This window comes from Erythrobacter sp. R86502 (assembly GCF_042466465.1).
GTDB lineage: Bacteria > Pseudomonadota > Alphaproteobacteria > Sphingomonadales > Sphingomonadaceae > Erythrobacter.
This window is the reverse complement of the sequence record NZ_JAXHCJ010000001.1, coordinates 1,279,476-1,303,001: the sequence shown is the minus strand read 5'-3', so window position 1 is coordinate 1,303,001 and position 23,526 is coordinate 1,279,476. Positions and strand designations below refer to the sequence as shown.

The following is a 23,526-nucleotide window of genomic DNA, read 5'->3' as shown; positions in this document are numbered from 1 at the left end:
TGAGGCGCTGCGTTTCTGAATGCCGTGATCAAATAACAATTTGAGTTTCCAGAAATTATGTCAAAGTGATAAGCGCTTTCGCCATTACCAAATGGGGGACCCGTGGCTCGCAAAATCAAAATTTCAAGCGCCGTTCTAAATCTGCGAACGCATCCGCATAACCCGAAACTATATGCTGCGCTGATGCAGGACCTTTTCAACCAGAAGCGAGCTGTGAAGCTGCACGGCGACCGCTTCGGGATGATTTCGCTGGTCCATACAAAAGCCACCGAAGGCGGATACATTTCGGGTGTCATAACGACTTTCGTCAAAGTCGAATTTGACGGAAGATGGTTTGACGCTTCTGGAATGCAGGATGCTACCGCAGCTCAAGTTGCAAAAGTGCAAATTCCCGCCCACCTGCATCCCAACGCCGCGAGCTTTTATTTCGAATTCAATATCAACACCCATCGACTGTATGTGCAGACTTACTCGGAAGGGAAAAGCCTTTCAGCAAAGCAGGCGCAGACCCTCTTCGACACTCTTGCGGATGCAGATGCTATCAAAAAGGCATACGGCAACATACACGTTACGGTGGTTCAAAGCCGGCAAGGATTGGAAGAGCTATTCGCACTCCCGGTCATCAAAGAGATTCAGATCACGATCTACAAACCGAATCCAGACATCTTCGCGGACGACTTTGAAGGTCAAATCGAGGCTGCGCTTGCCCAAGCTAATAGTCAGAGGATGACCATTGGTTTCGAGGCTGAACCTGGCCAATCGATCAATCCCACCGCCGAGATCCGTGAGGTCTGCGAAGTCGCGTTGGAAAACGGCGACGTGTATGTTCGCGGACGCGACGATAAAGGCGCTGTGAGAAAATCGACCGAACGAATGCCCGCTGAGTTCCACGACAAGTATGATCCTGACGAGATGGGCGAACTTAGCGCATTTCGCAGACTTCTTCCGGGTTGGGCTGCGAACCTATGGCAGTAAACGCACAAAACCAGTTCAAACCGTTCTGGCGGCACATCAAAGGTTATTTTCGATCTTACGGCGGCTGGAAGTCAGTTCTGGGCTCGCCGCTATTCGTCGCAGCAGTTTTGATCACGGCGGTAAGCTATCGACAATGGCTTGCACCCGAGTGGACAGAAGCAGCCTATTCTCTGCTTCCCAGCCTGCTTGGGTTCAGTCTGGGCACCTACGCGCTCCTCTTCAGCCTGATCACTGCTCGAGTTAAAGGGGCAATGCGAGCAATCAAAAACGATGAGGCTATTTCACTGCTGGAGCAGGTAAACGCTACCTTCTTCCATTACATTTTTGTGCAGGTTGTCGGTCTCGTTTGGGCCTTTCTCTTCAGCGGAAATTTGTTTTTCGACGTGGCGACATGGCTCCGACCCCAAGCCGAATTAGTTTGGTGTGCATTTTCGCTGATGCGAACGCTGGGGTCATTCTTTGGGTTTTTACTGATGGTGTATTCAGTGACGCTCATCGTAGCTGCGGCGATGGCAATTTACCGATTAGCGCTCATCGCTGACCCCATCGAAGAAAACCGGTAATTTGCATGACTTGATAAAGCCACGGGCACAACTTGTAGGCTTCGCGATGACAGCCCATTCTCACATCTGGGCTTTCGTTCCCAATTCGTAATAATACGAATTAGGGCAACGCGGGACGGAGGATGCGAACGTGCCTAACATGAATGATCCTGTGGTGCAGGCCCTCGTCGCTCAACGCGTGGCACTGCTGTTCGAGGAACCATTCATCGGCAATTTGGCCACCCGTTTGGAATTGGTCGCTGCTCCTGCTCAGACGCGGATCCTCACCACTGATGGGCTTAGGCTCTACTATCAGCCTGCACTCGTTAGGGCAGCATCACGAGATGCACTGCGCGCCACAATGATAGAGGTGGTCTTAAATGATGCCATCCAGCAGCTTGAGGGCCCCTCCAGTGACGAGGCAAATCCTTGGGCGAGATTAGCAGTGTTCAAGGCTGCGGATCATTTAGGGTTAGAAAACGTCCCTAAGCGCATCAAAGTCTTACTTGCAGGTCAGGCGAAGACTTAACTGGCGAACCAAAAGCTTGTTACGGATGGGGAGAAGTCGGCTCCACCTCTTGACGAGGTCGGGCTAAATTCGGACAATCGGAGCGAAGCGCAGTTCTTGCACCCAGTTGACGGGAAGAGGCAAGAGCAACACCTCCGGTAAAGACAGAAGAATGCTCTTGCCTCTTCCCGTCAACTGGGTCCGTGTGTGGTGGGCATTTTTCCGCTTGCGGGAGTTCTTTTTCCGATCACTGCGCTTTGCCATCATGGGCCTCCTTGACTACTATGTCGTGGAGACCATCCTACTGTTTTTAGGGATTTTTGTCCACTAAAAACGAGAAATAGCAAAGAAATGTCTCATCGCTCCTGGCGCTTTATCATGTGCAAGACCGCATTGATTGTGTTCAAGTAGTGGTAGAAAATCCAACTCAACCAGACAGCCGGATCATATTTCAATTTCTGTTTTGGGTTTAGGTGTCTGATCCCAAAATTGTTTGCGATATTGAACAGGTCGCCTTCATCTTCTTTCAACAATGCTGTCTTCAGCTGTGGGCGCAGCCACTCCAAAACATCCGCCAAATCTCGAACCGCAGCTTGTCGGTCGGATAAACTACTCCCGTGCCGCCTAAACTTCATCGTGGCCAATGCCACCTTATCTCGCGTGGTTGGGTCGCGCGTTGGAAGATCGGCGGACAGGAGGTTGCTCATGCCTTCTGGTGGCAGGCTGAGTATCTCACCCTTTTCAGACAACTCCCAACCATCGCCATATCGAAGAAGTGGAAGGTTCATGCGCGTCCGAAATTCGGCTTGGCCTGCTGGCTTATCAAAGTCCGAGAAATGGTAGCCGCAGTTGTTCCAGTCGTGATATTGTTTGGAGAGAGGCTTACTGGCATGATCGAAAAGAAATTCGATCATCGTGAAGACATCGTCCTCATCATAATCATTGAAGCACTCGTCTATGGGCCAAAGCTTTCCTCGCTCTAAAACCAGCCGACAATAGGCTTCTGGATCGCTTCCCGCATATCCAGGTTGACGGCCTTTATCCACGCAATAAGAGCCGAACGCCTCAACGAAGTATCCGCTGTCGTCATAGTGCTCGAAGGCGCTCTTTAATAGCACTCGAAGATCATCGAGCGACAGCCCCTTAGTCGAAGGGCCATACTTACGGGCAGCGTAGTAACGGCGCGGTTGGATCACATCACTCATAAAAACATCTATAATCCAATGTGGAAGGCGGCGGAAGGGCGCCGCACAAAGACTCCAGCTTTACAGCCTAGCCACTCCACGCCTCAGGTGCGAGGCAGTGCTCAACGCTGAACTGCTTGCCCCCACAGAGCCCGCATTTCGCCACCTTGTGCAGGTCGGCTAGTCTGGTGCTGCACCTCTTCTCGATGGCGCGAGAGAGCAATTTCTGGGGGTCTAAGCGGGCCTTGTGCCCACAAGCGCATTGCAGCTTTACCCAGTAGCCATAACGGGCAACGTCCGTGAGGGTGGTGAGCCGGTGATGTCCCATTTGTAGAACATAGGAGGAACAGGGCTGCGCCCGCAAGGGGACAACCCTGTGGAGAAGACATGGAAAAAGGGGCGTGAGTTTCCTCTAGTCCACCGCTTTAGGCCATGCCGTAAGGACGGGAGTTGGCACATGAAGTCTATCCAGCTGGTCCTTGGTCAAAAAGCGATTTTACAATTCTCAGTGCCCCTTGAGCCGTCAGTCATGTTTGCGTGATATCATGATGGCCTGACTACGCTCTAGCAGTTCAATGGTGCGATCGATGCTCAGGGCTAGTGCAGTGTTGTCACCGGCTAGGAACGCAGGCTTGTCGGCCTTCAACATCTGGAGTTTCTCGGCTGCTGGAATACGTGTGGCTTTGAGTTTCATGTTTGTTTCTCCCTTTGCCCTAATTATCGGTAAGGCGGAAAAACGGGGTCAAACAGCGTCAGGAGCGCGATAAAAGCGGCCTGCGATATTGCGGTTGTAAAATGCGGGTGATCCATCGGGCAGAGTGGCCCCTAGGACGTTGTGGGCGAACTGCTCACGCTGTTCGCAATAGGTGAGGCTTGCCTTGTCCCTGCACCAAGTCAGGATCGTTCTCGTCCAGCCTTCCTTGCCCAGTGCTTTGACATCTGCTTGGAGGTCTTTGCTGCTGGACCAATAATCGCGCCACTTGCTCTCTGTGGTGGTTTGCTTCTTGCCTCGCCCCTTCCGCGTCCAGACCGACTTCTTGCCGATATACTGGCGACCAGTGGGGGAGGTGATGAGGTAGACAAAGCCCTCAAAGTCGGTGGGGGTAATCGAGGGGTCGTAAATCCAAGTCACCCCATACTTAGCAGCGTCAGAAAACGTGGATTGAGAGCTAAGTAGAGTGGCCCTGTGATACCACGGGGCGGTGGGGTCTAGCGTTTGTCATGGTGCGCTAGATCCCATCTCTTTGAGGCCTTACTTGGGAGCGGACTTTGTGGGCTGCTCCACCACAGTGGTGTTGTGAACCTGGTTCTTGGGCGTGGTGCTGACCTGAAGGCCAAGCATCGCCAGCACGGCAGCAAGTGCGCCAAGTGCAGCAGTTGCTACCTTGCCAAAGAGGTTGGCACCTTTTCCGGCTCCATCTAGCTGGTTGAAGCGACCCTCATGGACTGCAACTTTGGCTTCCACTGCTTCAAAGCGTGGAATGTATTGATTGCGGTTGTTGGTGGTGTCTTCCAGCCGGCGGATTCGATCTTCATGACCATCAGCACGCAAGGCAGCAAGGTCCTGCTTGGAATTGATGTTGTCGAACCCATCGCTGACCTTTTGGTCGAGGCGGATAATCAAATCGCGCATTTCTAGGTTCACCCCTACATTAGACATCAGCAGTCACCTCATCTGAGGTTTTGTTTGTCTTGCTTTGTTCAGGGACCAATACCCCGATGATGCCTGCGGCAGCGGCAGCAATATCCCAAGGCCACTCTAGGACGCTCGCAGCGGTGATCGCAGCAACGATTGCCGCCCAGCTTGAAGCTTCCCTGAGCCTAGCTTTGAGATAGCCGACCAATCGCATTATGCAGCTGGTGCCTGTGCAGCGTATTCGGTGGAGGGCTCAACGTCACCCTCTGCGGTCGCAGGACCGTCAGCTAGGATGCGCTGCGCCACAAGGGCAATCTTGGTTGCGCGGCCGTCAAAGCTACCAAGGCCGTAGAAGTTGTTTTGGCTGATGAAGCGAGCCAGTCCGTCCAGCAGCCCAACGCCTTCCTCAGGGAAGCTTTCGTGGTCGCGGGAGGCATACAGCACTTCCATTCCGACGATGATCCTGCGGAGCAAATCGCTGCCCGCCATTTCGTTGGCGAGGAAGCCACGCTGGTGAGCGGGGAGGGAGTTGCCATGCTGGATAGCAAACGCGGTAAGCGCATGAAGCGCGTCTGTGCCGGAGAAGTTGTTCATGCTGGTATTTATTCTGAAGGTGCTTCTTTCGCCTTGTAGAGCCTCCGCTGCGTCTCGAATTCCCGTTCAGCAGCACGGTTGGCTTGAACGCGTTCAGCCAACTCCTTGAGGTCCAGTTCCAACGCTTGAGCCTCCTCATAGAGCAAGCCGCATGTCAGGTTATAGCCTGATAGAATTAGGACTGCCTCAATGGCTTTCTGGGCATGGACAGAAGCGAGGTGCTCCTGTGATGTCATACCAAAGAGGTTGTCCTCTGGTAGTTCATCGTGAGAGCCTACAATCTCCGCTCCTTCATATCCTGGCAGCAAGTCTTCAGGGAGGATGATGCGCTCGCCTTGGTAGATAATTTCAATGTTCATTTTTATGCCTCCAAGACCAAGGTGCCTGTGGTGAAGACTGTTGCAGCCGTACCAACGAAGCGACGGGCTCTGACCCTGATACGTTGATTGCTGCCAGCCGTTACCGCGATGGTTCTGGTGAATGAAAAGTAAGCTGGCACTGAGTAGTCATTGAAGATAGGGTCAGGGCCACCGCCACCTTCATTGCCAGCCTCGATGAAGCCTTCCTCCTCACCTCCAAAAGCAACCCAAGATGAGCCATTCCATCGCTCAACCAATACTCTTACCGACATGCTTTTGGTTGCATTCAACTCAAGGTTTATTGTAGCTTTCTGGGTCGTTGTGCTAGCTGTTACCTGTAGTTCATTCGAAATTGTTTGGAATGATGTGCTGTTAAAGGCAGCGAAGCCAGAACTCTGTGATGCAGTCGCCGGAGAGCCACTACCTCCACCTCCACCTCCACCTCCACCTCCACCAGAGTTGTTCGGCGGTGCGAAGGTTCGGGTTAGAACCACTCGCTGCTCTACAACCTGACCGGCAATTACACCACGGACAGTCACTTCATTGGAGTTTGTGCCCAAGCTGTTGACTGTAAGCGTTCCTGCTCCAGTGCCACCCATGGCGTAGAAAGTTCCACCGGCAGAGATCCCGTTCACTACGCCTGAGTTGACGCGGTAACTCCACGTAACCCCACTACCGAGCGGACCACTCAGGGTGTTGAACTGGTAGACAAGTCCTCGCGGAAACTGACCAGCCTCTGCGACACCTGTAGATGAGTAGTTGAATGCAGCCGATGCAGGACCAGAAGGAAAAGCCGAAACGTCGGCGTTCGGATCAGTCCGTCCGGGGGTGTAAGGCGGGATCACAGTCTGTCCCGGTGCCAGCTTTCCGAGAGCGGGTTCAGCGAAGAACAGGTAAGGGTTGCTTTCGCCCGTCCCATTCATTCGGATCATGATGATCGCGTAGGCAGCGTCAGGGTTGTTTACGTTACTGATAACCTGAACGGGTGCGCCGAAATTTTCGCCATTTAAGGCTCCTCCGGGTTTGCCACCGGTCGCCGCATAGCTTTCAACGAGATGACCGAGGCGTGTGAATATCAGCACCCACACCTCACCTGTGGAGCGGTGTGGCGCTAGTAGGGCACGGGCGTAGATACGATCCCCCGGCGCGATTGGCATAGCCAGCGTAGGGGCGTTAGCCAGTGGCCCCGAATTCCATAGGGCGTTGGGGTTAGCATCGACACTGGCTCCCGGTGAAAGGACCGAGCGGTTCATATACATCACGTTGCGGCGACCGAACCAAGGACCGGAGAGATTGACACCCAAGGTCGTCACGGGGTCTGTAGCCGACACAACCCAACCAAACGTCCCCCGCGTGAAGTCGCTGTTGACGACAGCATTGCCCCCACCGAAGGGTAGGGTCGCAGCATTGCGCGTCGCAAGGTCGCCCTGACCAGTGAAACCGGCTGCAACCCCGAGGCTGGTTTGAATAGCCCCGGTCGTATAAGGCATATTCGTGACTTCACTTATAAAGTCACGACCAAGGCGAGAAACCTTCGTAATATGGATTTGCAGTGCTACGTGACTACCACGTGCCGTTGACTTGAAGCGGAATTGGACCTGTCGCGCGCTATTGTTTTGTGGAGTAAAGTAAAACTCCTGATCCAAGGTATCACCGTTTGCAACAATTGCGTTATTGGCGTCGGCGATATCAGGATTTACACCCCTGCCATGTTTGAGGCTGAACCAATCCTGTTGGGGGATGTGCAGCATCGGCCAGAATGCCCCCGTCCAACCTGCGTTCGTATCATTGTTCCAGATGCGAGTCCGAATTCGATAGGTCGAACCTACTTCGAGAGTGAAATACTGACTAGAAATATCAAAATTTCTGTCAGGCGTAAACTGGAGAACACGCGGCATGGTCCAAGTGTTGTCTATGCTCAATAAGGCGGCGTTCGGTAGACTAGCTGCACCCCACCAATGCAGGTCTTTGTATTCATTGTCGGGGATCAGGTTGTCTATGAAGCGGCTTCCATTGCCAAGCGAAGGTAGGATTTCGTTCCTAGTCGCAAGCAAGCCTTGACCTGTGAAGGCCGACGCAACTCCATTAACTGTTATAATATCGCCGTCGCCGAGCACACCGCCATTGCTGGAAACCAATGAGCGACCTGCCTCTGTAACCCTCTGGACGAGGACATGACCTACGGCAAAACTGCGACCGCCTGCTAGGTTACTACCCAAAATTGTAATCTGGCAATAAGCGGTCCTATCAGGAATAGTGCCGATTCTTTCTTTGCGGACATAGGTTGTATCGGAGGGCGTAAAGACGACCTCACTAGCCCCGGTTACCCCACCAGAAGCGTCTGTGTATCTAAGCCGAATTTTAAGGTCACCGCCGGTTCCCCCGTTAATAACTTTCGCCACTGCGGAAATTAGAAACCTTTCTCCCGCAGAAACCGAAAGAACCGAAGTGTTTATACTCTGACTGTTTCCCGACACATTGCAGAAGAAATACTTGTCCCCGATAAACGCATGGTTCGCATCGGTTACAACAACACCTGCATTAGTGGGCCAACCAGTTTGTCCCAGTGCAAAATTACCGTTATCCGCTTCGTTACCTCCAATCGCAGCGAAACGATCTCGTGTAAGGCTGCCGAAATCGACACGATTATTACCAATGGAGTTTTCCGTAGCCAGTAGGCCCTGACCCGTGATTGCAGCGGCAGTCCTACCGCTGGTAACGTCTGCGTTATCCTCAGGGCGACCAGCACCAGTTACTCCAGCCCACGTAGCGCGCTGCGACGCGATCACCGAGATCGCCTGAATAACCCGCGTCCGCCAGTCGGCGTAGTTGTTGAACGCCGCTTGGAAGTCGGCGCGCACGATGTTCTGGGTGTTGTTCCCGCTGATGTTGAGCGCGTTGAAATAGGTGATCATCGCGTTGTAGCTGGCGGTATAATTGTCGCGCGTTCCGGCATCCACGCCAAATTCAATCGCGCGGTCGCGCCACATGGGAAACTCGTTGGAGATGTTCGCAATGCGTTCGCGCACGCCAATCTTTTCCGCTGCCGTGAGCTTGCCGTCATTGGCCGCGTTCGCAAGGTCGATCTTCGACTGCGCTGCGTCGGCCTGCGCGGTGGCTAGGTTCTGCTCAAGGATCGCAGGTGTGAGCCCTGGCCATGTCGCCCATTGCGATTGGTTCTTGATGCCGTTGGCAATGTTGTCGCCGGTCTTGTCGGCCCCTGGATCGGCTAGCTTGCTCACCGAAGAGCCAGCGACGATACCGCCAGCACTAGCAGTGACGAGGATCACTTGTGCCACGCCCATTTGAGCCAAGGTAATTTGGAATGTATCGCCTGTTCCGCCGCCTACGTTTGGCTGAGTGGTCCAAGTGATCGGGCCGCTTACGTTTTGGCGAACTGCCGTGAACGTGACTGTCTGGCTTGCTGGGCTCGCTACACCATCACTGAAAGTGAAGTTTCCTGGCTGGCTCTTGGTGATGACGAGCGCAGGACCAGATGGCCCCGTAGAGCCTGGAGGTCCCGATGGTCCTATAGGACCAGCCTGAGGAGATGCAGCTGACACCTGAATTTCAGGGCTGACGTTGAGCCCTTGCATGTCGAAGCCGTCATAGGGGGCAACCACGATGAAGAAGTTGCCCAAGTTTGGCAGCGGGATCGTTGGCGAGGTGTCAGGGCCATCGAAGACCAAGTTGGCGTCAGTGCGAGCAACGGGGCTGCTGGCAGAGCGCCAGATGCGATAGCCCACTACGTCATTGTCCTGAGGTCGGGTGATGTTGACGACCACGCCGTTGACCGTAGGGGTGACGGTTGGAGTGCTGGGCAAAGTGGGTTGAGGATTGTTGGCCTGGACCACTAGAGGAGCAGACCACTTACCGTTGGCGTTCTGGGTAAAGAGGCGGACCGTTGGCGTCCTGATCAAACCAGCTGCGCGGTTCTCCTCATAGGTCAGCGTGTCAACATATTGACGGTTGCCTTGTGCATCCACAGCGCGGAAGTCTGAGTTGGCCACGTAGTGGACAACGGTGCTGTTGGCACATTGGTATTCAATTCGGTATTGGTGGTCCGCACCGCTTGCAGGGTTTTCCTCGAAATCTACAATTAAGTCACGGCCTGTAAAGATAGCTGCCATTGATCACCTGAATCCATTGAAAGTGGGTGGCAGGACTGTTTCATCACTTACCGCATACTGTAGGTTGAATGCTGCGATTGCTGCGTCACTGCTCTTACCAAAGGTATTTAAGCTTTTGATGGTGAAGAGATACTCGCCTGGGGCGGCGTAGCGCAGCTGGGCATAGGTTTGGTTGCCCTCGTAAAGCGGCTTCCAAATACCTTCAGGGCCTCTGTATTCCACATAATAGCCTGCAATCTGGAGGCCTGGTGTAGGGTCTTGATCCCATGCGAGATTCAAGTGGTGGATTGCGCCTTGTAGGTCGTCCTGTTCCCAAGTGTGGCTGATCACCACATTAGTGGGCGCAGGAATTGCGCGGCGGAAATCCAAATCCGAGTAATCAACATTGGGAGGTGGAATGTCCTGCTCAACCCAGGCAAACTTACCAGGCGCATAAAACAGCGCCTTGACATCGTAAAGGCCAGCACCACTGTCTTGAATGTCGGTAATGCGATACCAGCGAGGCTGCACACCAGACGCTTCCACTACACCACATGGGATGCCTTCAAAGTAGCCCGTGGTATCACATGCAACAAACTGGTGAGTGATATCCTGGCTCACCTGAGCAATTGGACGGATTACCAACTGGTTGTTGATCACTAGATAGGCGTTGTAGGCTGTATTGGCTTTCTGGAGGAATGGCTGGTTTAGGACCAATCGGTTGTTATCAACTCCGATGGCTCGCCCGTGCGCTGTCTTGCCCGATAGGGTGAAGTCATCAACTGCGATCAACTGGCCTGGCTGATATGCTGCCGCATTCAACATGGTGGTGAAACTGACTTCCTCAGTTTCGTTCTGGCTGATGTAAACGAGCAAGCGGCCAAAGTCGTAAGCTTCGCGCCTGTTGGTGCAGCCAACCTTGTAATAGGTTTCGCTGATGATACCACCATTGGCGATGCCATTGGCGTTGTTTTGGTCGATGCTCGCTTGGTCGCGGTAACGCTCGACCTTCTTGCGGAAGTAGTCCGAGGGGTCATCCCACTCAACCAGAACCTCGTTCAGTCGGTCAGTGACAGGGCGGGTCTGATAGTTGAAGAAGCCACCATCAACCATCGTGTTGTTGATGTAGTGGTCAGGTGCCGGTTGATCGCGGTCCTGAATGAGGATTACCTCATTGCCGTTCCAGTAGGGGAAGCAGCGGAAGCTTGATGCCAACTCCACAAGGAATGGCCAGCCGTCCTGTTCATCGGTGAACTGCTTGTTCAGGGTGTAACGCGGACGCCCGTTGACCATCTCATCATTGTGGCGTGCGATGTCATAGAACTTGAATTTGTTGAAGTAGCTGTCCTGAAGGCCCAGTCCCACAATCTTGGTGGTGGCGAGGTGCAGCCAATGCCACACTGGATTTTGGGTTGCAGCCGTTTTCCAGCTGCCATCCCACACACCAGTGTAAACACGGGTCACGGGGTCATAATTGCTTGGAACGCGAACCTTGCGACCAGCTGCACGGAAGGCCAACTCTGGAAGGCTTCCCCCTTGGTCAAACTGGCTTAGGTCGATTCCAAAGCCCAGCAGCGCCGTTGGAACGCCACTGGCGCTACCCTCCGTGCCATCATACCTGAACTCAACGTCTTGGTATTCCACGTGGCCATTAAAGGAGGTATCGTTGGAGAGCTTGTCGTCTGTGCTGTCAGGAGTGGTTCTGTAGATGCGGAACATCCAAGGCTCATCACCTTTTGGAGGAGGCGCATTTACGAAGCTTTCAACAACAAAGCCTTCGCTTGACTTGCCGGTGTAGGACCAGCGACCAGCGGGAACCCAAGTGGCGTCGGTTAGGCGCTTGATGTCTACTCCACCGCTAACACCAGTGGCCTTTTGGTTCCCCTTCTTGTCAGTAAGCAAGAGGCGGTTGAAGCGGATGCGAAGCTTGACCCTCGACACCTCGCTACTGCTTACCATCTTCTCCAGATAAAACTGGCTTCCGCCAGAAGTCCGCTGGGGCAGGTCTGTGTTGGCATCGATGTTGTTGGCAATCTTTGGAGTGATGGCAACTGGTGCCTGACCAACTTCACCCAGTCGCTCTTCCCACACTACACCCTGATAGGTAAGCTGGTTGGTTCCTAGGTCGCGCAGTGGTAGCTGGTTGACATAGATGTTGCGTTCTTTTTCCTGTTTGGAGTTGCCAACAATACCACCAACAGGACCGTCGCCATAAGCTGCTAGGATGCGGAGGTAGGCATCAGTGAAGATGCTGTTGCGGATCGTCTTACCACCACCTTTATCGGCGGCGATACGGTTGGCTTCAAAAAGATCGTTGAACCCTGGGCTGTAAACCCCGCTGGGGGTAACGTCACCACCCGGTCCAATGACACCTTGGGTTGGAATCCTCAAGGAGTTGGACAGTGCATCCTTGAGTGGTCCACTTTCCTCAAACCCATCAATGACGCGACCCTGACCGCCTCTGGTATATTCAACGTCACCTTCAATGATGTTGGAACCGCACAGCACGTCCAAACCAGCCACATAGGAGAGGACTGCGCCCTCCTTTTGTGTGTTTAGACCACCCTCATACAGAACGCTCTTGCGCTCCTTTGTTGTGTCCGCTGTTGGAGGCGGAAAGAGGAAGCTCATTGCAAGCGTCACTGCAATCGAGACTGCCATACTGATGGCTACCGACTTGGCTGCTGCCAGCAGTGCCGCAGTGGAAATTGCGTGGCCAGTCAGGTGAGGTGTGATGTGGAGAGTGGTGCCTGGTGGCAAGTTCCAACGCGGATCGGCCAACTCCTCAGGTCGCAGATTGCGAGCCGACTTGAGCGTTTTGCCAATCCAAATCTCTACATTGTGTTCTTGGTGGTATGCCTGAAATTCAGGGTGCTGCTGGAGGTAACTTAGAGCCTCTCTCAAGGTAGTTGCGTAAACAGCAACCTTACCTTTTTTGCCCCTGGGCATCGCGTCTTTGACGGGCCCATAGGTTCTAATCCAAATCTGCATTTTATACCTCTATCCAACTAACCCATTACTTAGCTGGATTATGGTTTTGGCAGTCGGAAGAAGAGGACGTTCCAGCGTTCAATGACGAGTTCTTCGTCATGGGGAATCCATTCACAACTCAAGGCATCTTCAAGCTGGTGTAGATACTTGCCTGCACCAAGGTATATACCGCAGTGGTTGTGGAGGTTGGCGCTCTTGAACTGGAATATGGCAAAGTCACCTGGCTTCCGGTCATGGCGGGCAACTGGCTTCATCCCTAGCTTTTCAGGCCAGTAGAGGAATTGATTGTGCTGTGGTGTGCCTGGAGGATATTCCAGCGGGTTACGGGCGCGTGGTGTGTTGGCGATCTCGTAACCGTTCAGTCGATACCAGTCCCTGCTTAGGGTCCAGCAGTCGCGGATTCCCCACAAGTAGGAGCGCCCTAGAAGGGGCTGTATGGGCAAGCCATCGCCCCAACACTCAGGATAAGCCACGTTGTAGACTTGACCCTCAGCGGCCCCTGTAACGGCCACGATACCCCAGTTCCAACCCGTCTTTATCTGCTGCTCCGTATCCGTGTCGCTGGGCTCTGCGCTTGCGGGCGGCGAAGGGTGGCTATGGAGGAGCAAGTCGGGTGGATTGTCGTAGAGGGCCACAACGTCACTGGGATGCAGTTCGAAGCAATATGCTGGGCGCTGGCTGATGTTGGTAAGCTGCCGCCACTTGTCGCCGTGGATCGCTACCACGACTTCCTTGGGGAAGGCTTCGGCAAAGAGGGGCTTCATTTCTGCCCACATTTCGATGGGAAGTTGAGGAACGATTGGTGTTGTCATCAACTACTTATGATGACCGTCACCCTCGGAGAAGCGCGCTTCCAAGTCCTGGGTAATCCTCGCGGGTCATCTTGAACCCTGGCACCTTGATGTTGGCAAAGTCCATGTGGGTGGCGAGTTCAAGTTCCAGCATCATCGTTTGGCGGCTTACTCGGTTCAGGACGTATTCCACTGTCCTGAAGGCTCCGTTGGTAATACCAGCCTCGATGTCAGCACCAAAGGCACTATGGATTTTCACCACTGCTCCAGGGGCACCATTCAACTCGCGCAGTGTCTGATAAAGTTCGCCCGTGAAGTCTGCTACTTGCAGTGCAGCCGTGGTGAGGTTCTCACCTCCGCGCTGGATACCACCAGTCTCAAAGGGAATGGCAAGCCAAGTGTGGCCCTGCCAATCAATGTGGCTCAACTCTGGAAGTCCGGCTCCATAGGTGGTTGTATTGGTAAAGCGTTGGATGTCTAGGTTCCAAGGCGTCAAGTCAATCGCCACAAAGTCGATTAGGCGCTCAAAGGAGAGTGTGTTGAGATTGGGCATTAAACTCTCCTCACCCCAGCCGTTACCCTAACCTTCTCAAACTCGTTGGTTTCTTCAAGGCTGTAATCACCACTAAGGCGGACCCTAATGTCACCGCGCACCAAACACGGATAATCATATACCGCGTTGAAGTTGCTACCGGCGAACTCCTCCAACATGGTGTTGGCTTCAACCCGTGTGAGTATCCAGGTAAAGGTAGCTGTCTCAGTAAAGGGACGCCAACCAATGGTGCCACTGAGTTCATACCCAGCAACCTTCATCGTGGTTTTATCCGTGCTACCTGACCAGTTAATAGGTTGGACCATTGCTCCTCTGTTGGGGATGACTGCCATTAGTTCCAGCCTTTCTTTTGGTTCTGTTGCCTGATATATGCGTTCTGCTCAGCTTGTGCCCTCTTGATCTGGGCAAGCGTCTGCTGGTTGGCCTCTGGGTTGCCGTTCAACATGATGTTGTAGGTGGGGCTCACTGTGGTGGAGTTGCCACCCATCTTGCGGTTGGGGACGATCATGCCAGAGCGATCGGGCACGAACATTTCCGCGCCGCGCTCACCCACATAGTAGGGGCGACCGCCTTCAACCGAACCACCCAATGCCTTGCCCACAGGCGCCACGTTGATTGCGGGAGCAGTGGTAGTTGCTCCAGCTGCCGCACCAGCAGCCGTCTTGAACAGGCTACCAAGCAAGCCCTTGGTTGCTTGCGAAGCCAGCTGCGCCGCAAGTTCGCGAAGGGGAGCGTAGACGAGGGTTTCCAACATCATCTGACCAAGATCGGAAATGATGCCACGGAACGCATCGCCAAAGCTCATTGAGCCCTTGATCAGTCCATCAAATGCCCTGATGCCAATGTCGGCCAAATCGCGGCCGATCTGCATACGGGCACGCCTTTGTTCCTCTTGCTGCTGTTGGTATTCCTGCGAGGACTTGGTCAGCAATTCTGCAAACTTTGCGTAGGCGGCTGCGCTTTCCTCGATTGCCTTCTTTTCTGCAAAGTATAGGCGAATCTGTTCCTTGAGTTTGGCGATACGGCCATCAACCAGAATGTTACCTTCCTCGAAGAGGTCGTTCTCAAACATTCTGTCCACTGCAAGGAGGGCCAACTCCTCGTCGGTCTTGCCTAGTTCCTCGCGCTTTTGGGCATAATCCTTGAGGGCGTCAGCTGCCATTTCATCAAGGTCTGCCCTCTGGCGTGCAACGTCATTAGCCCTTGTTTGGGCTTCAATCGCCTTGCCCATTTCGCTGTTCATTTGGGCTTCGGTAGTGAGGCCAGCAGCGCGCAGGTTATTGAAGATTTCCTGACTTAGCGCATTGCGCTTTAGCTGCTCACCCTGGAAAGCTAGGTCTGTGAGAAGCTGGCGAGCCTGATCGCGTTCCGCTTCGGCCTTGCTGGGGCCTCCACCACCGCCAACGCTCCCGGCGGATACAGGTGTGACCGATGAAACAAGCGGGGTAGATGCAGCCTTGATGTCAGCGTCGATTTTCGCCCTTGCGGCTTCTAGATCACTGATCTCCTTCTTGATGCCAGCAATTCGGTTTTCCTCACCTTGGACAATTCGGTCGTCGCGGCCTCGGCCTGTAAGAACTGGATCGATACCGCCACCAGCGCCACGGGTGCTGCGCGAGTTTGAGAACATATTCTCGGTTCTGTCAGTCTTCAGCTGGACCAGTCGAGCCTGCGCGTTGCGAAGCTTTTCCTGCGTGTTCTTGATTAGCTGGACTGTTTCCTGTCGGATCGCCTTTGCACTCGCCAGAGCCTCAGCACGGGTCTTGCCCATTGAACTTGCAAGGCGCTCGCTGGCCTCTCGGACCTTGTCCTTGATAGGCGCAACACGGGCCGCCGCGTCTGCCAGTTCACGCTGACCATTCGTATTCTGTTGGATGCGCTGATAAAGGAAATAAGCCCCAGCAGCGGCAGCGGCGATTGCCACACCCCAGGGACCACCAAACATCGCCAGAACGCCCATAGCGGCGGCTCGCAGGCCCGTGAGCGCAATGGTTGCCGTCCCTAGGACCGGAGAGACTGTGGCGTAGGCCACCATGCCTGCAATGGCTGCGCGGTTGGCGATTAGGAAGGAATTAGCAGCGGCGACCGCCGTGGTGCCAAGGGCAATCGCATAGCGACTGGCAATGACGGTGCCTGCCACTGTTGCGGCCTGTGTGATCAGGTTCAGGGCCTTGGAAACGGATTCGCCCATCTCCGTGGCTGCTGGTGTGACGCCAGCCATCTGGCGAACCAATTCCGCCATGTATTGGGTCAGAGTTACAAAGCCATCTAGGATGCCGGAATCAACGGCAGCGAGGACAATCTCCTGACCTGCTGCTTGAAGTTCCTGTTGAGCGCGAGTGTATTCCTGAAGCTTGGCAATGTCAGCGTCAGAGATAATGGAAGCTTTGGCACCAAGTTCATCAAACGCCTTACCGTTTTCCTTTAGAAGCGGAATGAGGTTGGTGACGTCACTTGCCATCGCCTCAAGATAGAAGACCATCTGCTCAGAGCTTACACCAGCCTTTACCAAGCTGTCGTAGTAAAGTTGGAGACCTTCCTTACCACCCAGCTTGGCGAACTGGGCTGCGGTAACACCTACCTTGGGAGCGATCTGTTCAAAGAAGTCTTTCATTGGACCACCACCAGTGGTCACGAAGTCACCAATGCGGTCTCGAACGTCCTTGAAGATGTCGCCTAGTTTTTCAAACTCGATACCAACGCTAGATGCTGCAAACGCCTGACGTTGAAAGTCAGTCATGCCAACGCCAGCCACCTGTGCCGAGTTGGATAGCTGCCTGGCTCTTTCCGAGATTGAATCGAATTGAAGCTTGATGGCAGTAGCGCCAGCCGCCGCCGCTGTTCCAACAGCCATGAAGGCAGTTCTCGCACCAGCAGCCAAGTCACTGAAGCTGCGGTTCATGTCGCCTTGTGCGCGGCGAGTTTGGGACGCAGAGTGACGAAGCCCGTTCTCAAAGGAGGCGGAGTTTAAAGAAAGACTGGCATATAGATTGCCGATTGATGCCATGATTAGACCTCGCTCCAGTGTTTTCTATTACTTAGCTGGAGGGAGGCTTTTTCTGCTGCGCGGCGCGGGCTTCCTGTGCTGCTGATAGTGCGCGGAAGTTCATTCGAGCCCGCTCGGCCATTATCATCTGGTTCTGCTCGGCCTTCTTTTCGGCCTTGGTCATACCGCGCTTGAACCAGGTGTTAGGGGCGATCCATTCACCACCTGCCAATCTGCTTATTGAACTCAGCAGTAGGCCGAACCGGTCGTCATCTACTTCTGTGCCCCAAGGGCTCATGCTGTAGAATTTTTTCCAATCGTCAAGTTCCGCCTGTGTTAGGCGAAACTCTAATTCTCTGACTGTGCATGAAAGGGCGAGTGCCAGTTTATGTCTAAACCAGCACTCGTCACTCAGTTTGGGTTTGGGGTTTCTCCAGCTTTAGCAACTGCTTCAAGCTGTTCCTCTTTGACGCCATTGGCGAAAAGGGCCTGTTTGATCAGTAGATCAACGGTCTCCTGAGGAAGTTGTAGATACTCGTCGATGTTATCATTATCAAAGAGGTGAACGCCGAGGTCATCCGTGATTGAATAACGGATGACGAGCTTTCTCCACTCCTGATCTAGGCGGCGGTTGTCGTCGCCTTCGGCTTTGGCCATGTCGCGTGCAACAGCGTTGATTTCATCGGCCTCAGCGACAAGCCATTGCTTGGCGTAGAGGGTGCCTGCTGGCAGCTTAATTTCGCGCAGCTTGGGCTTGCAAGCTGCCAACAGGGATAGACGGTCGAGTTTCTTTGTCATGGTAGTTTCCTCAATTAGTTCGGCCAGGTAACAGCACCGGTGATCTCAATGGTAGCTGCACCGCTAACCAGATCATCGACAGCACCCTGGATCGAGAAGTTGGTCACGTAACCCGAGAAGGTAACACTGTCGGTTCCGTTGAAGTCTACTTCAAAGGTCTTGAGTGCGCGGGTTGCGCGTGCATTTGTCAAAGCCAAGTGCGAAGCGTCTTCTGGGTCGTAGTTGAACTCAAACGAGAACTGACCTTCATCAGGCAGACCCATGAGCTTTTCCTTGGCAGCGCTGGAAAGAGTGGTTGCGTCAATAACAGTTGCGGAACCGGAAGGTCCGTCAAAGCTGGTGACGTTGCTGATGACCACAGGAGTAGATCCACCTGGGTCCATTGTGATTACGATACCTTGTGCAGATGATCCTGCCATAATTCGTTCCTCCGTGTTGGACTGACCCCAACAGAGGGTCGCTGGTATTTAGCGTCGGAAGTTATTGGCGGTGCGGGTCAGCTGCGGTAGGTGAACCTGAGTTGGATTAGGTGGCGAAAGTAGCCATCTTCCTCAGGGTCTGCCTCCATGTCGAAGTCGTTTTCTACCATGCAATACATGATAGGGCCTTCGATCCAGCCATCTAGCAGCTGGACAAGTTCGTCACTAATAGTGGCCATCGTGGTGTAGCTGGGGGAGTAAACGTCTACCTGAAACTCTGGGTAGGTGATGCCGGACGGACCACTCAAGTGGGTCTCCCGATCCGTTTGGCTTCGGCGGTAAACCACAAAGGTGCCGTCCTCGCTCTCTGGTGCCTTACCAGGATAGACTTTGGGGGTAACAGTTTTGATCTTGGTAACGAGCAACGGTTCAATCATCGGCCTCTCCCCAGTTTGGTAATTGCTTTGCGGAGTTCGGTCTTCATGACGTTGAGCGCCTCACCAGATGCTGATTTCATCGCAGGACCAAACCAAGGACGAGCAGCCATCTTGCGTGTGCCAAATTCTAGGAAGCGACCCCAGAATGCGTTACCGGTCCCAATGATTGTGCCAACCGTCTTGCGACGGTTCTTGCGCTTCTTCTGAACCTTGATGTTGCGCTTCAAGTGACCATAATCCACGGTAACGGGGCCAGCCGCTGTGGTATAAGTTCTGCTGGTGTCACCATCGCCCACTGGCGCTGCTGCTCGCACTTTCTTTGCCACGAACTGTCCAGCTTTGCGGGTCGCAATTTGTCCAGCCTTGGTGCCAATCTCAGGGCCTAACTCCTTGAGCATTTTCTCCAGCTCATCGAAGCCGCCAATGTCAAATCTAGCCGTCATTAAATCTTCCTCACATAGAGGAGCAGACCTTGGCTATCCGAGTAATCGTCGATGCCAGTAATGTGGAAGACTTCGTTTCGGTAAACCAACCTCATGGTAGAGTTGAGGCCATCTCTGTAGCGGATTAGAAAGCGGGCTTCTGCTTGAGCAGATAGCCCCTGCTGACGGTTTACGTCTTTGACTGTGAGGGTCTGCTTTTGCGCCCACACGTTTGCAACGGTTGACCAAGTTTTAACCTGCTCACCAAAGGCGTTGCTGGTGGTCTGAGGCGTTTCGATCCTGACACGACGGTTGAGGGCACCAGCGTCGATCATTACAGCACACCAAGCATGTAAGGGCGCAGCAAGCGTTGGAAGGTTTCAGCAGCTTCATCCTGCCCCTCGCGTCCCCTGTAAGCTGAAGCCGCGTGGACTGCGATTGCTTGCTTGATGGCGTGAGGAATGTCTTCGGGGTCATTGTATCCAGCAGTGGCACGAAGCACCACTGTAGGGGCGCTGAAGCCCCTCAGAAGCCTGATATAGCTTGCGGTGTCGTTGACACGCAGAAGGTAGTCTTCGCCCTCAATGAGCGGCGAGCGGACGCCAAAGCGGTCTTCTACCTGCACACTGGTAATGGCGGAGATTGGGCCGTCGGGCAGGTATAGCCTGTTCTGCACACTTTCGGAAAGGTAGACCCGCCCATGAACGGTGTCGAAGGTGTATTCAAATACGCAAGCGGTGAGGCATCGTCCAGTGAAGGCTTCTGCTGCATCCCGTGCGGCTGAAATTAGACCCTCCAGGAGAGCCTCTTCGTTTTCGATCTCGTCGATACGGCACCAAAGCTGAAGCTCTTCCACGGTAATGGGGAGGACTGGTGCGCGGCTGATTGTTGTTCTTTCCATGCTGGTATTTATTCAGCACGGGGGGCGAGCCCTTTCGGACCCGCCCCTTTGTGTTTTTGGCTTAGCCGATTAGCGAACGCTGAGCAGCTTGATTGCCTGTGGGTCTAGCACTCGACCACCAACACGCTTGGTAGCGTAGAAGTGAACGTAAGGCTTGTTGGTGAACGGGTCACGCAGGACGTCAACGCCCATGCGGTCTGCGATCACGTAACCACGCTGGAAGTTACCAAATGCGATTGCTTCGTTGCCGGTAGCAACGTCTGGCATGTGGTCGTCTTCGTAACCAGCATAACCACACAGGGTGGCAGGCTGACCAGCTGCAAGGCTTGGGCTCCAGAGATACTGACCATCAGCGTCCTTGAGCTTACGCACAACTGCCATGGTTGCAGAGTTCATCACGAACGCTGCGCCAGTGCGGTGGCCGCTCTTCAGGCTGTAAACGAGGTCCAGAATGTCGTCGCCGGTTAGAGCGCCAACACCATCGGTGGTGATCTGCTCAATGCCGGTGCCAGCAGCTAGGATGCCGCGTGGCTGGTCGGTGCCAGTGCCGTTGATGAATGCTGCGCCTTCAGCTTCTGCAAACTCAGCTGCGATTTCAGCAGCAAGGAAAGCTTCAACATTGAACACACCATCTTCCAGGGAAACCTGCGAAGCTGCTGGGTTGGCATACAGGATACCAAAAGGCACAGTCAGTTCGGTTACTGCTGGAGTGTTGGTCTCTGGACGAGCAGCGTTTTCGCTGACCCAACCCGAAGCGGTTGCGCGGTCGTTGAGCAGCATACGGAAGTCCGTGGTGCTAACCGAGACCACACGGGCCAGCGAACGCATTGCCGAAACGTTCTTCAGCTGGTCGATGATGTTTGCATCAATCATCTTGGGGATCGAAACGCCACCAGTGACGCTCATGGCCTTTAGTTCGCGCTCGTTCTCGCCGTAGCGTGCCCACTCGTTGAACTTGACCTGATATTCGTCTTCTTCCTTGCCTTCGCTTGCGAGACGGCCAGACTTCTTGGCGAGGTCGGTTACTTCGTTCTGAAGAGCCGAGATTGCATCGTTGATGCGGTCAACCTTGTCGGTTGTTACTACGTCAGCCGAGCCCTTGGACTCCAGCTGGGCGAGACGGCTATCGTTAGCGGACTTGAATTCCTCAAATGCGCGAGCAATCTCACCAATCTTGTTTACTTCGTCGGACATAATGTCCTCCTCTCAAATGGTTGTTTATGTTTTGTTCTCACAACCAATGAGACAGAATCCCTGCCTTGGTTGTGTCTGTTTCCACAACCCAATGACTAGAATCCCTCCAGTGCGGCGATGTGTCGCAGGTATTTAGTTCTGGAGGTAGGTAAGTTAGGCGCGCAGCGTCTTGAGCAGTCGTTCCAAGCTTTCCAGGTTGGCTACTTCTTCCTGACGCTTTTCAAGATCGCGCTTACTTTCAAACTGGCTGGCTACTGCTAGGGCTTGTGCCTTGGTCAAACCACATTCGCGCAGAAGATTCTCCAAGTCTCGAACCTGCATGTCACTCTGGGCAAGGCTCTTTACGTCCTGCACACGAGCCTTTTGGTTCGCGGGAAGGGTTACAACGCTGATCTCCAGTAGATCGAGTTTCTTGAGGCGACGACGTGGGCCATACTTCTCTTCGCCCATCGACCATTCAACCGGACGGAAACCAATCGAGAGACCATTGATGGCACCAGCCTTCAGGGCCTTGTAAGTGTCAACACCAGCCGTAGTGTCTAGAAGTTCACCTGTTACCTTGAGGCCGAAGTCGTCCTCTTCCATTCCGGTCCACTTACCAATGGGCAAGCTGCCAAACATATCGTGGTTCAGGAACATCAGCGGAGAACTACCGCTCTTGCGGTGCATGTCTAGCGTTTCTGCGAAGGCGCCTTTTTCAATTACATCGCCGTAGGAGTCTTCATTGTTGAAGGCTGCTCCGTATCCGCTGAAGGCCATCTTGCCATCGGTTTCGGTAAGGGACGACAGCTTTACTTCAGCCCCAGTAATTGCTTTGGTTTCAGTGGTCATTATTGGTCGTCCTCATCTGCTGGGGGAGTGTTTTGTTGGCCAAACAGATTGGCTGCTGGTGTTAGTTTATCGGCAGTCGGGTCTGCGCTCTTGCACAGGTCTTCCCAGCCACGGACTTCGTTGCGGGTAAGCCAACCCTGCGTGATACCTTCGCGGTAAAACGCCGCGCGCTCTGCTGCGCTGGCCCTCATGAGAGCCTTTTCGTTTAGCTTGATGTAGTAGCCGTCTGCCTTTTCCTGAGGTGTTAGCAGGGCAACAAAAGCGGCTTGCTCAAAACGCTGGAACCAAGGCATCATGGTGTTGGCCACGTGGCTCAAGAATAGCTGCTCAATGCTCGCATAACTGGTGGCATTGGCGTTTTGCATCACCATCACAGGGTTGACGCGGAAGAAGCGGCAGATTTCCTCAATCTGGTAGCGTCGGCTTTCGGTCCATTGCGCTTCATTTGCGCTGTTGGAGATTGACTGCCACTTGAGGCCGTTGGGTAGGAGGGCAGTCTTGTGCGCGTTCGCGTTACCTGCCTGCTGGCTGTTCCACGTGGAGCGCAGCTTATCGACCTGATCCGGCGTCAACTGCGCTTCTGTGCTCAGGATACCGCCTGGGCGCGCACCGTTTTTGAATAGGTTAGCGCCAAACTTTTCTGTCGCCAGGCCAAGGCCGATAGCTTCACGGGCTAGGTGGACAGGATCATAACCCTCAATACCATTCCAGCTGGGGCCTCTGATGTGCCACATATTCTCAGTGGGAACGACGATGTCGCGCTTGGCACCCCTGGCACCAGTGCTGTGGACCTTGTAGGTAAAGGTGTAATCGCTGTGGCGCGTGACCGTTACGCTGGAAGGTTCAAAGGCATACATCTCCAGAGGTTGGCCCCTGGAATTGCGGGTAACGAAAACAAATGCGTTACCAGTTAGTGCGAGGTGCAGGCCGATCTGCTCTCTGAACTCGAATGAGGTCTGCCAGTCATTGGGGGCATGGCTCAACAGGGCATGGAGCGGGTGGTTGATTACCTGGTCCCTGCTACCATCGGGCATCTTGCGATAAAGCCCACAAGGCACCTTGGCCAAGTCCTCTGCAATAACGCGGGCGCAGGCGAAAACCGCGCTTACCTTGGTTGCAGTATCCCAGTTGACGACCTCCTGAGTGTTGCTGGCTTGTGCGCCTGCAATCTCCTCAAGGATCGCCAATCTACTGGATGATTTTTGCTCAGAGGTATCTGGAGCAGATGTCTGCTCAACAGGGGCGAAGAAGTTATACCAGGATCTAGCCATACGTGGTATTTAGTCAGGGGGCGAA

Annotated in this window: 25 protein-coding genes; 3 read left to right on the top strand and 22 right to left on the bottom strand. The window is 53.9% G+C overall.

From position 1 onward, the window contains the following. Nucleotides 1–102 precede the first annotated feature (102 nt). The 3 genes from SJY33_RS06235 (at nt 103) to SJY33_RS06225 (ending at nt 2,046) form a co-directional block, all read left to right on the top strand. A complete protein-coding gene (locus tag SJY33_RS06235; RefSeq protein WP_379921754.1) occupies nt 103–975 on the top strand; it encodes a DUF4747 family protein in 873 nt (290 codons plus the stop codon). Further along, complete coding sequence (locus tag SJY33_RS06230; protein ID WP_379921752.1) at nt 966–1,538, top strand: hypothetical protein; 573 nt, start codon at nt 966–968, stop codon at nt 1,536–1,538. The genes SJY33_RS06235 and SJY33_RS06230 overlap by 10 nt, the downstream gene beginning before the upstream one ends. 139 nt (nt 1,539–1,677) lie before the next feature. After that, nucleotides 1,678–2,046 (top strand): hypothetical protein, encoded by a 369-nt coding sequence (locus tag SJY33_RS06225; RefSeq protein WP_379921751.1) that lies wholly within the window; start codon nt 1,678–1,680, stop codon nt 2,044–2,046. A 335-nt stretch (nt 2,047–2,381) separates the two neighbouring features. Here SJY33_RS06225 and SJY33_RS06220 read toward each other — a convergent pair whose 3' ends face one another. From SJY33_RS06220 to SJY33_RS06115, 22 genes are all read right to left on the bottom strand, one after another. Further along, nucleotides 2,382–3,230: a hypothetical protein gene (locus SJY33_RS06220; RefSeq protein WP_379921750.1), complete on the bottom strand. Its 849-nt coding sequence runs from the start codon at nt 3,228–3,230 to the stop codon at nt 2,382–2,384. Between the two features lie 502 nt (nt 3,231–3,732). Continuing rightward, nucleotides 3,733–3,903: a hypothetical protein gene (locus SJY33_RS06215; protein ID WP_379921749.1), complete on the bottom strand. Its 171-nt coding sequence runs from the start codon at nt 3,901–3,903 to the stop codon at nt 3,733–3,735. Nucleotides 3,904–3,951: 48 nt separating this feature from the next. Next, nucleotides 3,952–4,341: a hypothetical protein gene (locus SJY33_RS06210; RefSeq protein WP_379921747.1), complete on the bottom strand. Its 390-nt coding sequence runs from the start codon at nt 4,339–4,341 to the stop codon at nt 3,952–3,954. A 120-nt stretch (nt 4,342–4,461) separates the two neighbouring features. Then, nucleotides 4,462–4,842, bottom strand: a complete 381-nt coding sequence (locus SJY33_RS06205) for a hypothetical protein (RefSeq protein ID WP_379921746.1) — start codon at nt 4,840–4,842, stop codon at nt 4,462–4,464. Between the two features lie 216 nt (nt 4,843–5,058). Beyond that, complete coding sequence (locus SJY33_RS06200) at nt 5,059–5,439, bottom strand: hypothetical protein (protein WP_379921744.1); 381 nt, start codon at nt 5,437–5,439, stop codon at nt 5,059–5,061. A gap of 8 nt (nt 5,440–5,447) precedes the next feature. Next, nucleotides 5,448–5,798: a hypothetical protein gene (locus SJY33_RS06195; RefSeq protein WP_379921743.1), complete on the bottom strand. Its 351-nt coding sequence runs from the start codon at nt 5,796–5,798 to the stop codon at nt 5,448–5,450. 2 nt (nt 5,799–5,800) lie between these two features. After that, nucleotides 5,801–9,928 carry a hypothetical protein gene (locus SJY33_RS06190; RefSeq protein WP_379921742.1) on the bottom strand — a complete coding sequence of 1,376 codons (4,128 nt, stop codon included), beginning with the start codon at nt 9,926–9,928 and terminating at the stop codon, nt 5,801–5,803. Nucleotides 9,929–9,931: 3 nt separating this feature from the next. After that, entirely contained in the window at nt 9,932–12,898 is a 2,967-nt protein-coding gene (locus SJY33_RS06185) for a phage tail protein (protein ID WP_379921741.1), read from the bottom strand. A gap of 38 nt (nt 12,899–12,936) precedes the next feature. Continuing rightward, on the bottom strand, nt 12,937–13,710 hold the full coding sequence (locus tag SJY33_RS06180) for an NlpC/P60 family protein (protein WP_379921740.1): 774 nt from the start codon (nt 13,708–13,710) through the stop codon (nt 12,937–12,939). 19 nt (nt 13,711–13,729) lie between these two features. Continuing rightward, complete coding sequence (locus SJY33_RS06175) at nt 13,730–14,242, bottom strand: hypothetical protein (RefSeq protein WP_379921739.1); 513 nt, start codon at nt 14,240–14,242, stop codon at nt 13,730–13,732. Then, on the bottom strand, nt 14,242–14,574 hold the full coding sequence (locus SJY33_RS06170) for a hypothetical protein (RefSeq protein ID WP_379921738.1): 333 nt from the start codon (nt 14,572–14,574) through the stop codon (nt 14,242–14,244). The genes SJY33_RS06175 and SJY33_RS06170 overlap by 1 nt, the downstream gene beginning before the upstream one ends. Next, a complete protein-coding gene (locus tag SJY33_RS06165) occupies nt 14,574–17,144 on the bottom strand; it encodes a hypothetical protein (protein ID WP_379921737.1) in 2,571 nt (856 codons plus the stop codon). Before SJY33_RS06165 ends, SJY33_RS06170 begins: the two co-directional genes overlap by 1 nt. A 136-nt stretch (nt 17,145–17,280) precedes the next feature. Then, nucleotides 17,281–17,526, bottom strand: a complete 246-nt coding sequence (locus SJY33_RS06160) for a hypothetical protein (protein WP_379921735.1) — start codon at nt 17,524–17,526, stop codon at nt 17,281–17,283. 113 nt (nt 17,527–17,639) lie between these two features. After that, entirely contained in the window at nt 17,640–18,026 is a 387-nt protein-coding gene (locus tag SJY33_RS06155; RefSeq protein WP_379921734.1) for a hypothetical protein, read from the bottom strand. Between the two features lie 14 nt (nt 18,027–18,040). Then, entirely contained in the window at nt 18,041–18,445 is a 405-nt protein-coding gene (locus SJY33_RS06150) for a phage tail tube protein (protein ID WP_379921733.1), read from the bottom strand. A gap of 77 nt (nt 18,446–18,522) precedes the next feature. Further along, nucleotides 18,523–18,882, bottom strand: coding sequence for a hypothetical protein (locus SJY33_RS06145; RefSeq protein WP_379921731.1), 360 nt, complete (start codon nt 18,880–18,882; stop codon nt 18,523–18,525). After that, nucleotides 18,879–19,325: an HK97-gp10 family putative phage morphogenesis protein gene (locus tag SJY33_RS06140; RefSeq protein WP_379921730.1), complete on the bottom strand. Its 447-nt coding sequence runs from the start codon at nt 19,323–19,325 to the stop codon at nt 18,879–18,881. The genes SJY33_RS06145 and SJY33_RS06140 overlap by 4 nt, the downstream gene beginning before the upstream one ends. Continuing rightward, nucleotides 19,325–19,639, bottom strand: a complete 315-nt coding sequence (locus SJY33_RS06135; RefSeq protein ID WP_379921729.1) for a phage head closure protein — start codon at nt 19,637–19,639, stop codon at nt 19,325–19,327. The genes SJY33_RS06140 and SJY33_RS06135 overlap by 1 nt, the downstream gene beginning before the upstream one ends. Then, the gene (locus tag SJY33_RS06130) at nt 19,639–20,205 is read right to left on the bottom strand and encodes a phage head-tail connector protein (protein ID WP_379921728.1); all 567 of its coding nucleotides are present in this window, start codon (nt 20,203–20,205) and stop codon (nt 19,639–19,641) included. Before SJY33_RS06130 ends, SJY33_RS06135 begins: the two co-directional genes overlap by 1 nt. 69 nt (nt 20,206–20,274) lie before the next feature. After that, on the bottom strand, nt 20,275–21,399 hold the full coding sequence (locus SJY33_RS06125; RefSeq protein ID WP_379921727.1) for a phage major capsid protein: 1,125 nt from the start codon (nt 21,397–21,399) through the stop codon (nt 20,275–20,277). Nucleotides 21,400–21,552: 153 nt separating this feature from the next. Next, the gene (locus SJY33_RS06120) at nt 21,553–22,230 is read right to left on the bottom strand and encodes an HK97 family phage prohead protease (RefSeq protein ID WP_379921726.1); all 678 of its coding nucleotides are present in this window, start codon (nt 22,228–22,230) and stop codon (nt 21,553–21,555) included. Then, nucleotides 22,230–23,501, bottom strand: a complete 1,272-nt coding sequence (locus SJY33_RS06115) for a phage portal protein (RefSeq protein ID WP_379921725.1) — start codon at nt 23,499–23,501, stop codon at nt 22,230–22,232. The genes SJY33_RS06120 and SJY33_RS06115 overlap by 1 nt, the downstream gene beginning before the upstream one ends. Nucleotides 23,502–23,526 lie beyond the last annotated feature (25 nt).

What these genes read in the sequence shown, in the direction of transcription:
- SJY33_RS06225 (WP_379921751.1), top strand. Translation starts at nt 1,678, where the DNA reads ATGAATGATCCTGTGGTGCAGGCCCTCGTCGCTCAACGCGTGGCACTG.
- SJY33_RS06175 (WP_379921739.1), bottom strand. Translation starts at nt 14,242, where the DNA reads ATGCCCAATCTCAACACACTCTCCTTTGAGCGCCTAATCGACTTTGTG.
- SJY33_RS06130 (WP_379921728.1), bottom strand. Translation starts at nt 20,205, where the DNA reads ATGGAAAGAACAACAATCAGCCGCGCACCAGTCCTCCCCATTACCGTG.
- SJY33_RS06215 (WP_379921749.1), bottom strand. Translation starts at nt 3,903, where the DNA reads ATGAAACTCAAAGCCACACGTATTCCAGCAGCCGAGAAACTCCAGATG.
- SJY33_RS06140 (WP_379921730.1), bottom strand. Translation starts at nt 19,325, where the DNA reads ATGACGGCTAGATTTGACATTGGCGGCTTCGATGAGCTGGAGAAAATG.
- SJY33_RS06205 (WP_379921746.1), bottom strand. Translation starts at nt 4,842, where the DNA reads ATGCGCGATTTGATTATCCGCCTCGACCAAAAGGTCAGCGATGGGTTC.
- SJY33_RS06145 (WP_379921731.1), bottom strand. Translation starts at nt 18,882, where the DNA reads ATGATTGAACCGTTGCTCGTTACCAAGATCAAAACTGTTACCCCCAAA.
- SJY33_RS06115 (WP_379921725.1), bottom strand. Translation starts at nt 23,501, where the DNA reads ATGGCTAGATCCTGGTATAACTTCTTCGCCCCTGTTGAGCAGACATCT.
- SJY33_RS06190 (WP_379921742.1), bottom strand. Translation starts at nt 9,928, where the DNA reads ATGGCAGCTATCTTTACAGGCCGTGACTTAATTGTAGATTTCGAGGAA.
- SJY33_RS06155 (WP_379921734.1), bottom strand. Translation starts at nt 18,026, where the DNA reads ATGACAAAGAAACTCGACCGTCTATCCCTGTTGGCAGCTTGCAAGCCC.
- SJY33_RS06120 (WP_379921726.1), bottom strand. Translation starts at nt 22,230, where the DNA reads ATGACCACTGAAACCAAAGCAATTACTGGGGCTGAAGTAAAGCTGTCG.
- SJY33_RS06200 (WP_379921744.1), bottom strand. Translation starts at nt 5,439, where the DNA reads ATGAACAACTTCTCCGGCACAGACGCGCTTCATGCGCTTACCGCGTTT.
- SJY33_RS06220 (WP_379921750.1), bottom strand. Translation starts at nt 3,230, where the DNA reads ATGAGTGATGTGATCCAACCGCGCCGTTACTACGCTGCCCGTAAGTAT.
- SJY33_RS06185 (WP_379921741.1), bottom strand. Translation starts at nt 12,898, where the DNA reads ATGCAGATTTGGATTAGAACCTATGGGCCCGTCAAAGACGCGATGCCC.
- SJY33_RS06160 (WP_379921735.1), bottom strand. Translation starts at nt 17,526, where the DNA reads ATGAGCCCTTGGGGCACAGAAGTAGATGACGACCGGTTCGGCCTACTG.
- SJY33_RS06165 (WP_379921737.1), bottom strand. Translation starts at nt 17,144, where the DNA reads ATGAACCGCAGCTTCAGTGACTTGGCTGCTGGTGCGAGAACTGCCTTC.
- SJY33_RS06150 (WP_379921733.1), bottom strand. Translation starts at nt 18,445, where the DNA reads ATGGCAGGATCATCTGCACAAGGTATCGTAATCACAATGGACCCAGGT.
- SJY33_RS06125 (WP_379921727.1), bottom strand. Translation starts at nt 21,399, where the DNA reads ATGTCCGACGAAGTAAACAAGATTGGTGAGATTGCTCGCGCATTTGAG.
- SJY33_RS06230 (WP_379921752.1), top strand. Translation starts at nt 966, where the DNA reads ATGGCAGTAAACGCACAAAACCAGTTCAAACCGTTCTGGCGGCACATC.
- SJY33_RS06170 (WP_379921738.1), bottom strand. Translation starts at nt 14,574, where the DNA reads ATGGCAGTCATCCCCAACAGAGGAGCAATGGTCCAACCTATTAACTGG.
- SJY33_RS06135 (WP_379921729.1), bottom strand. Translation starts at nt 19,639, where the DNA reads ATGATCGACGCTGGTGCCCTCAACCGTCGTGTCAGGATCGAAACGCCT.
- SJY33_RS06180 (WP_379921740.1), bottom strand. Translation starts at nt 13,710, where the DNA reads ATGACAACACCAATCGTTCCTCAACTTCCCATCGAAATGTGGGCAGAA.
- SJY33_RS06195 (WP_379921743.1), bottom strand. Translation starts at nt 5,798, where the DNA reads ATGAACATTGAAATTATCTACCAAGGCGAGCGCATCATCCTCCCTGAA.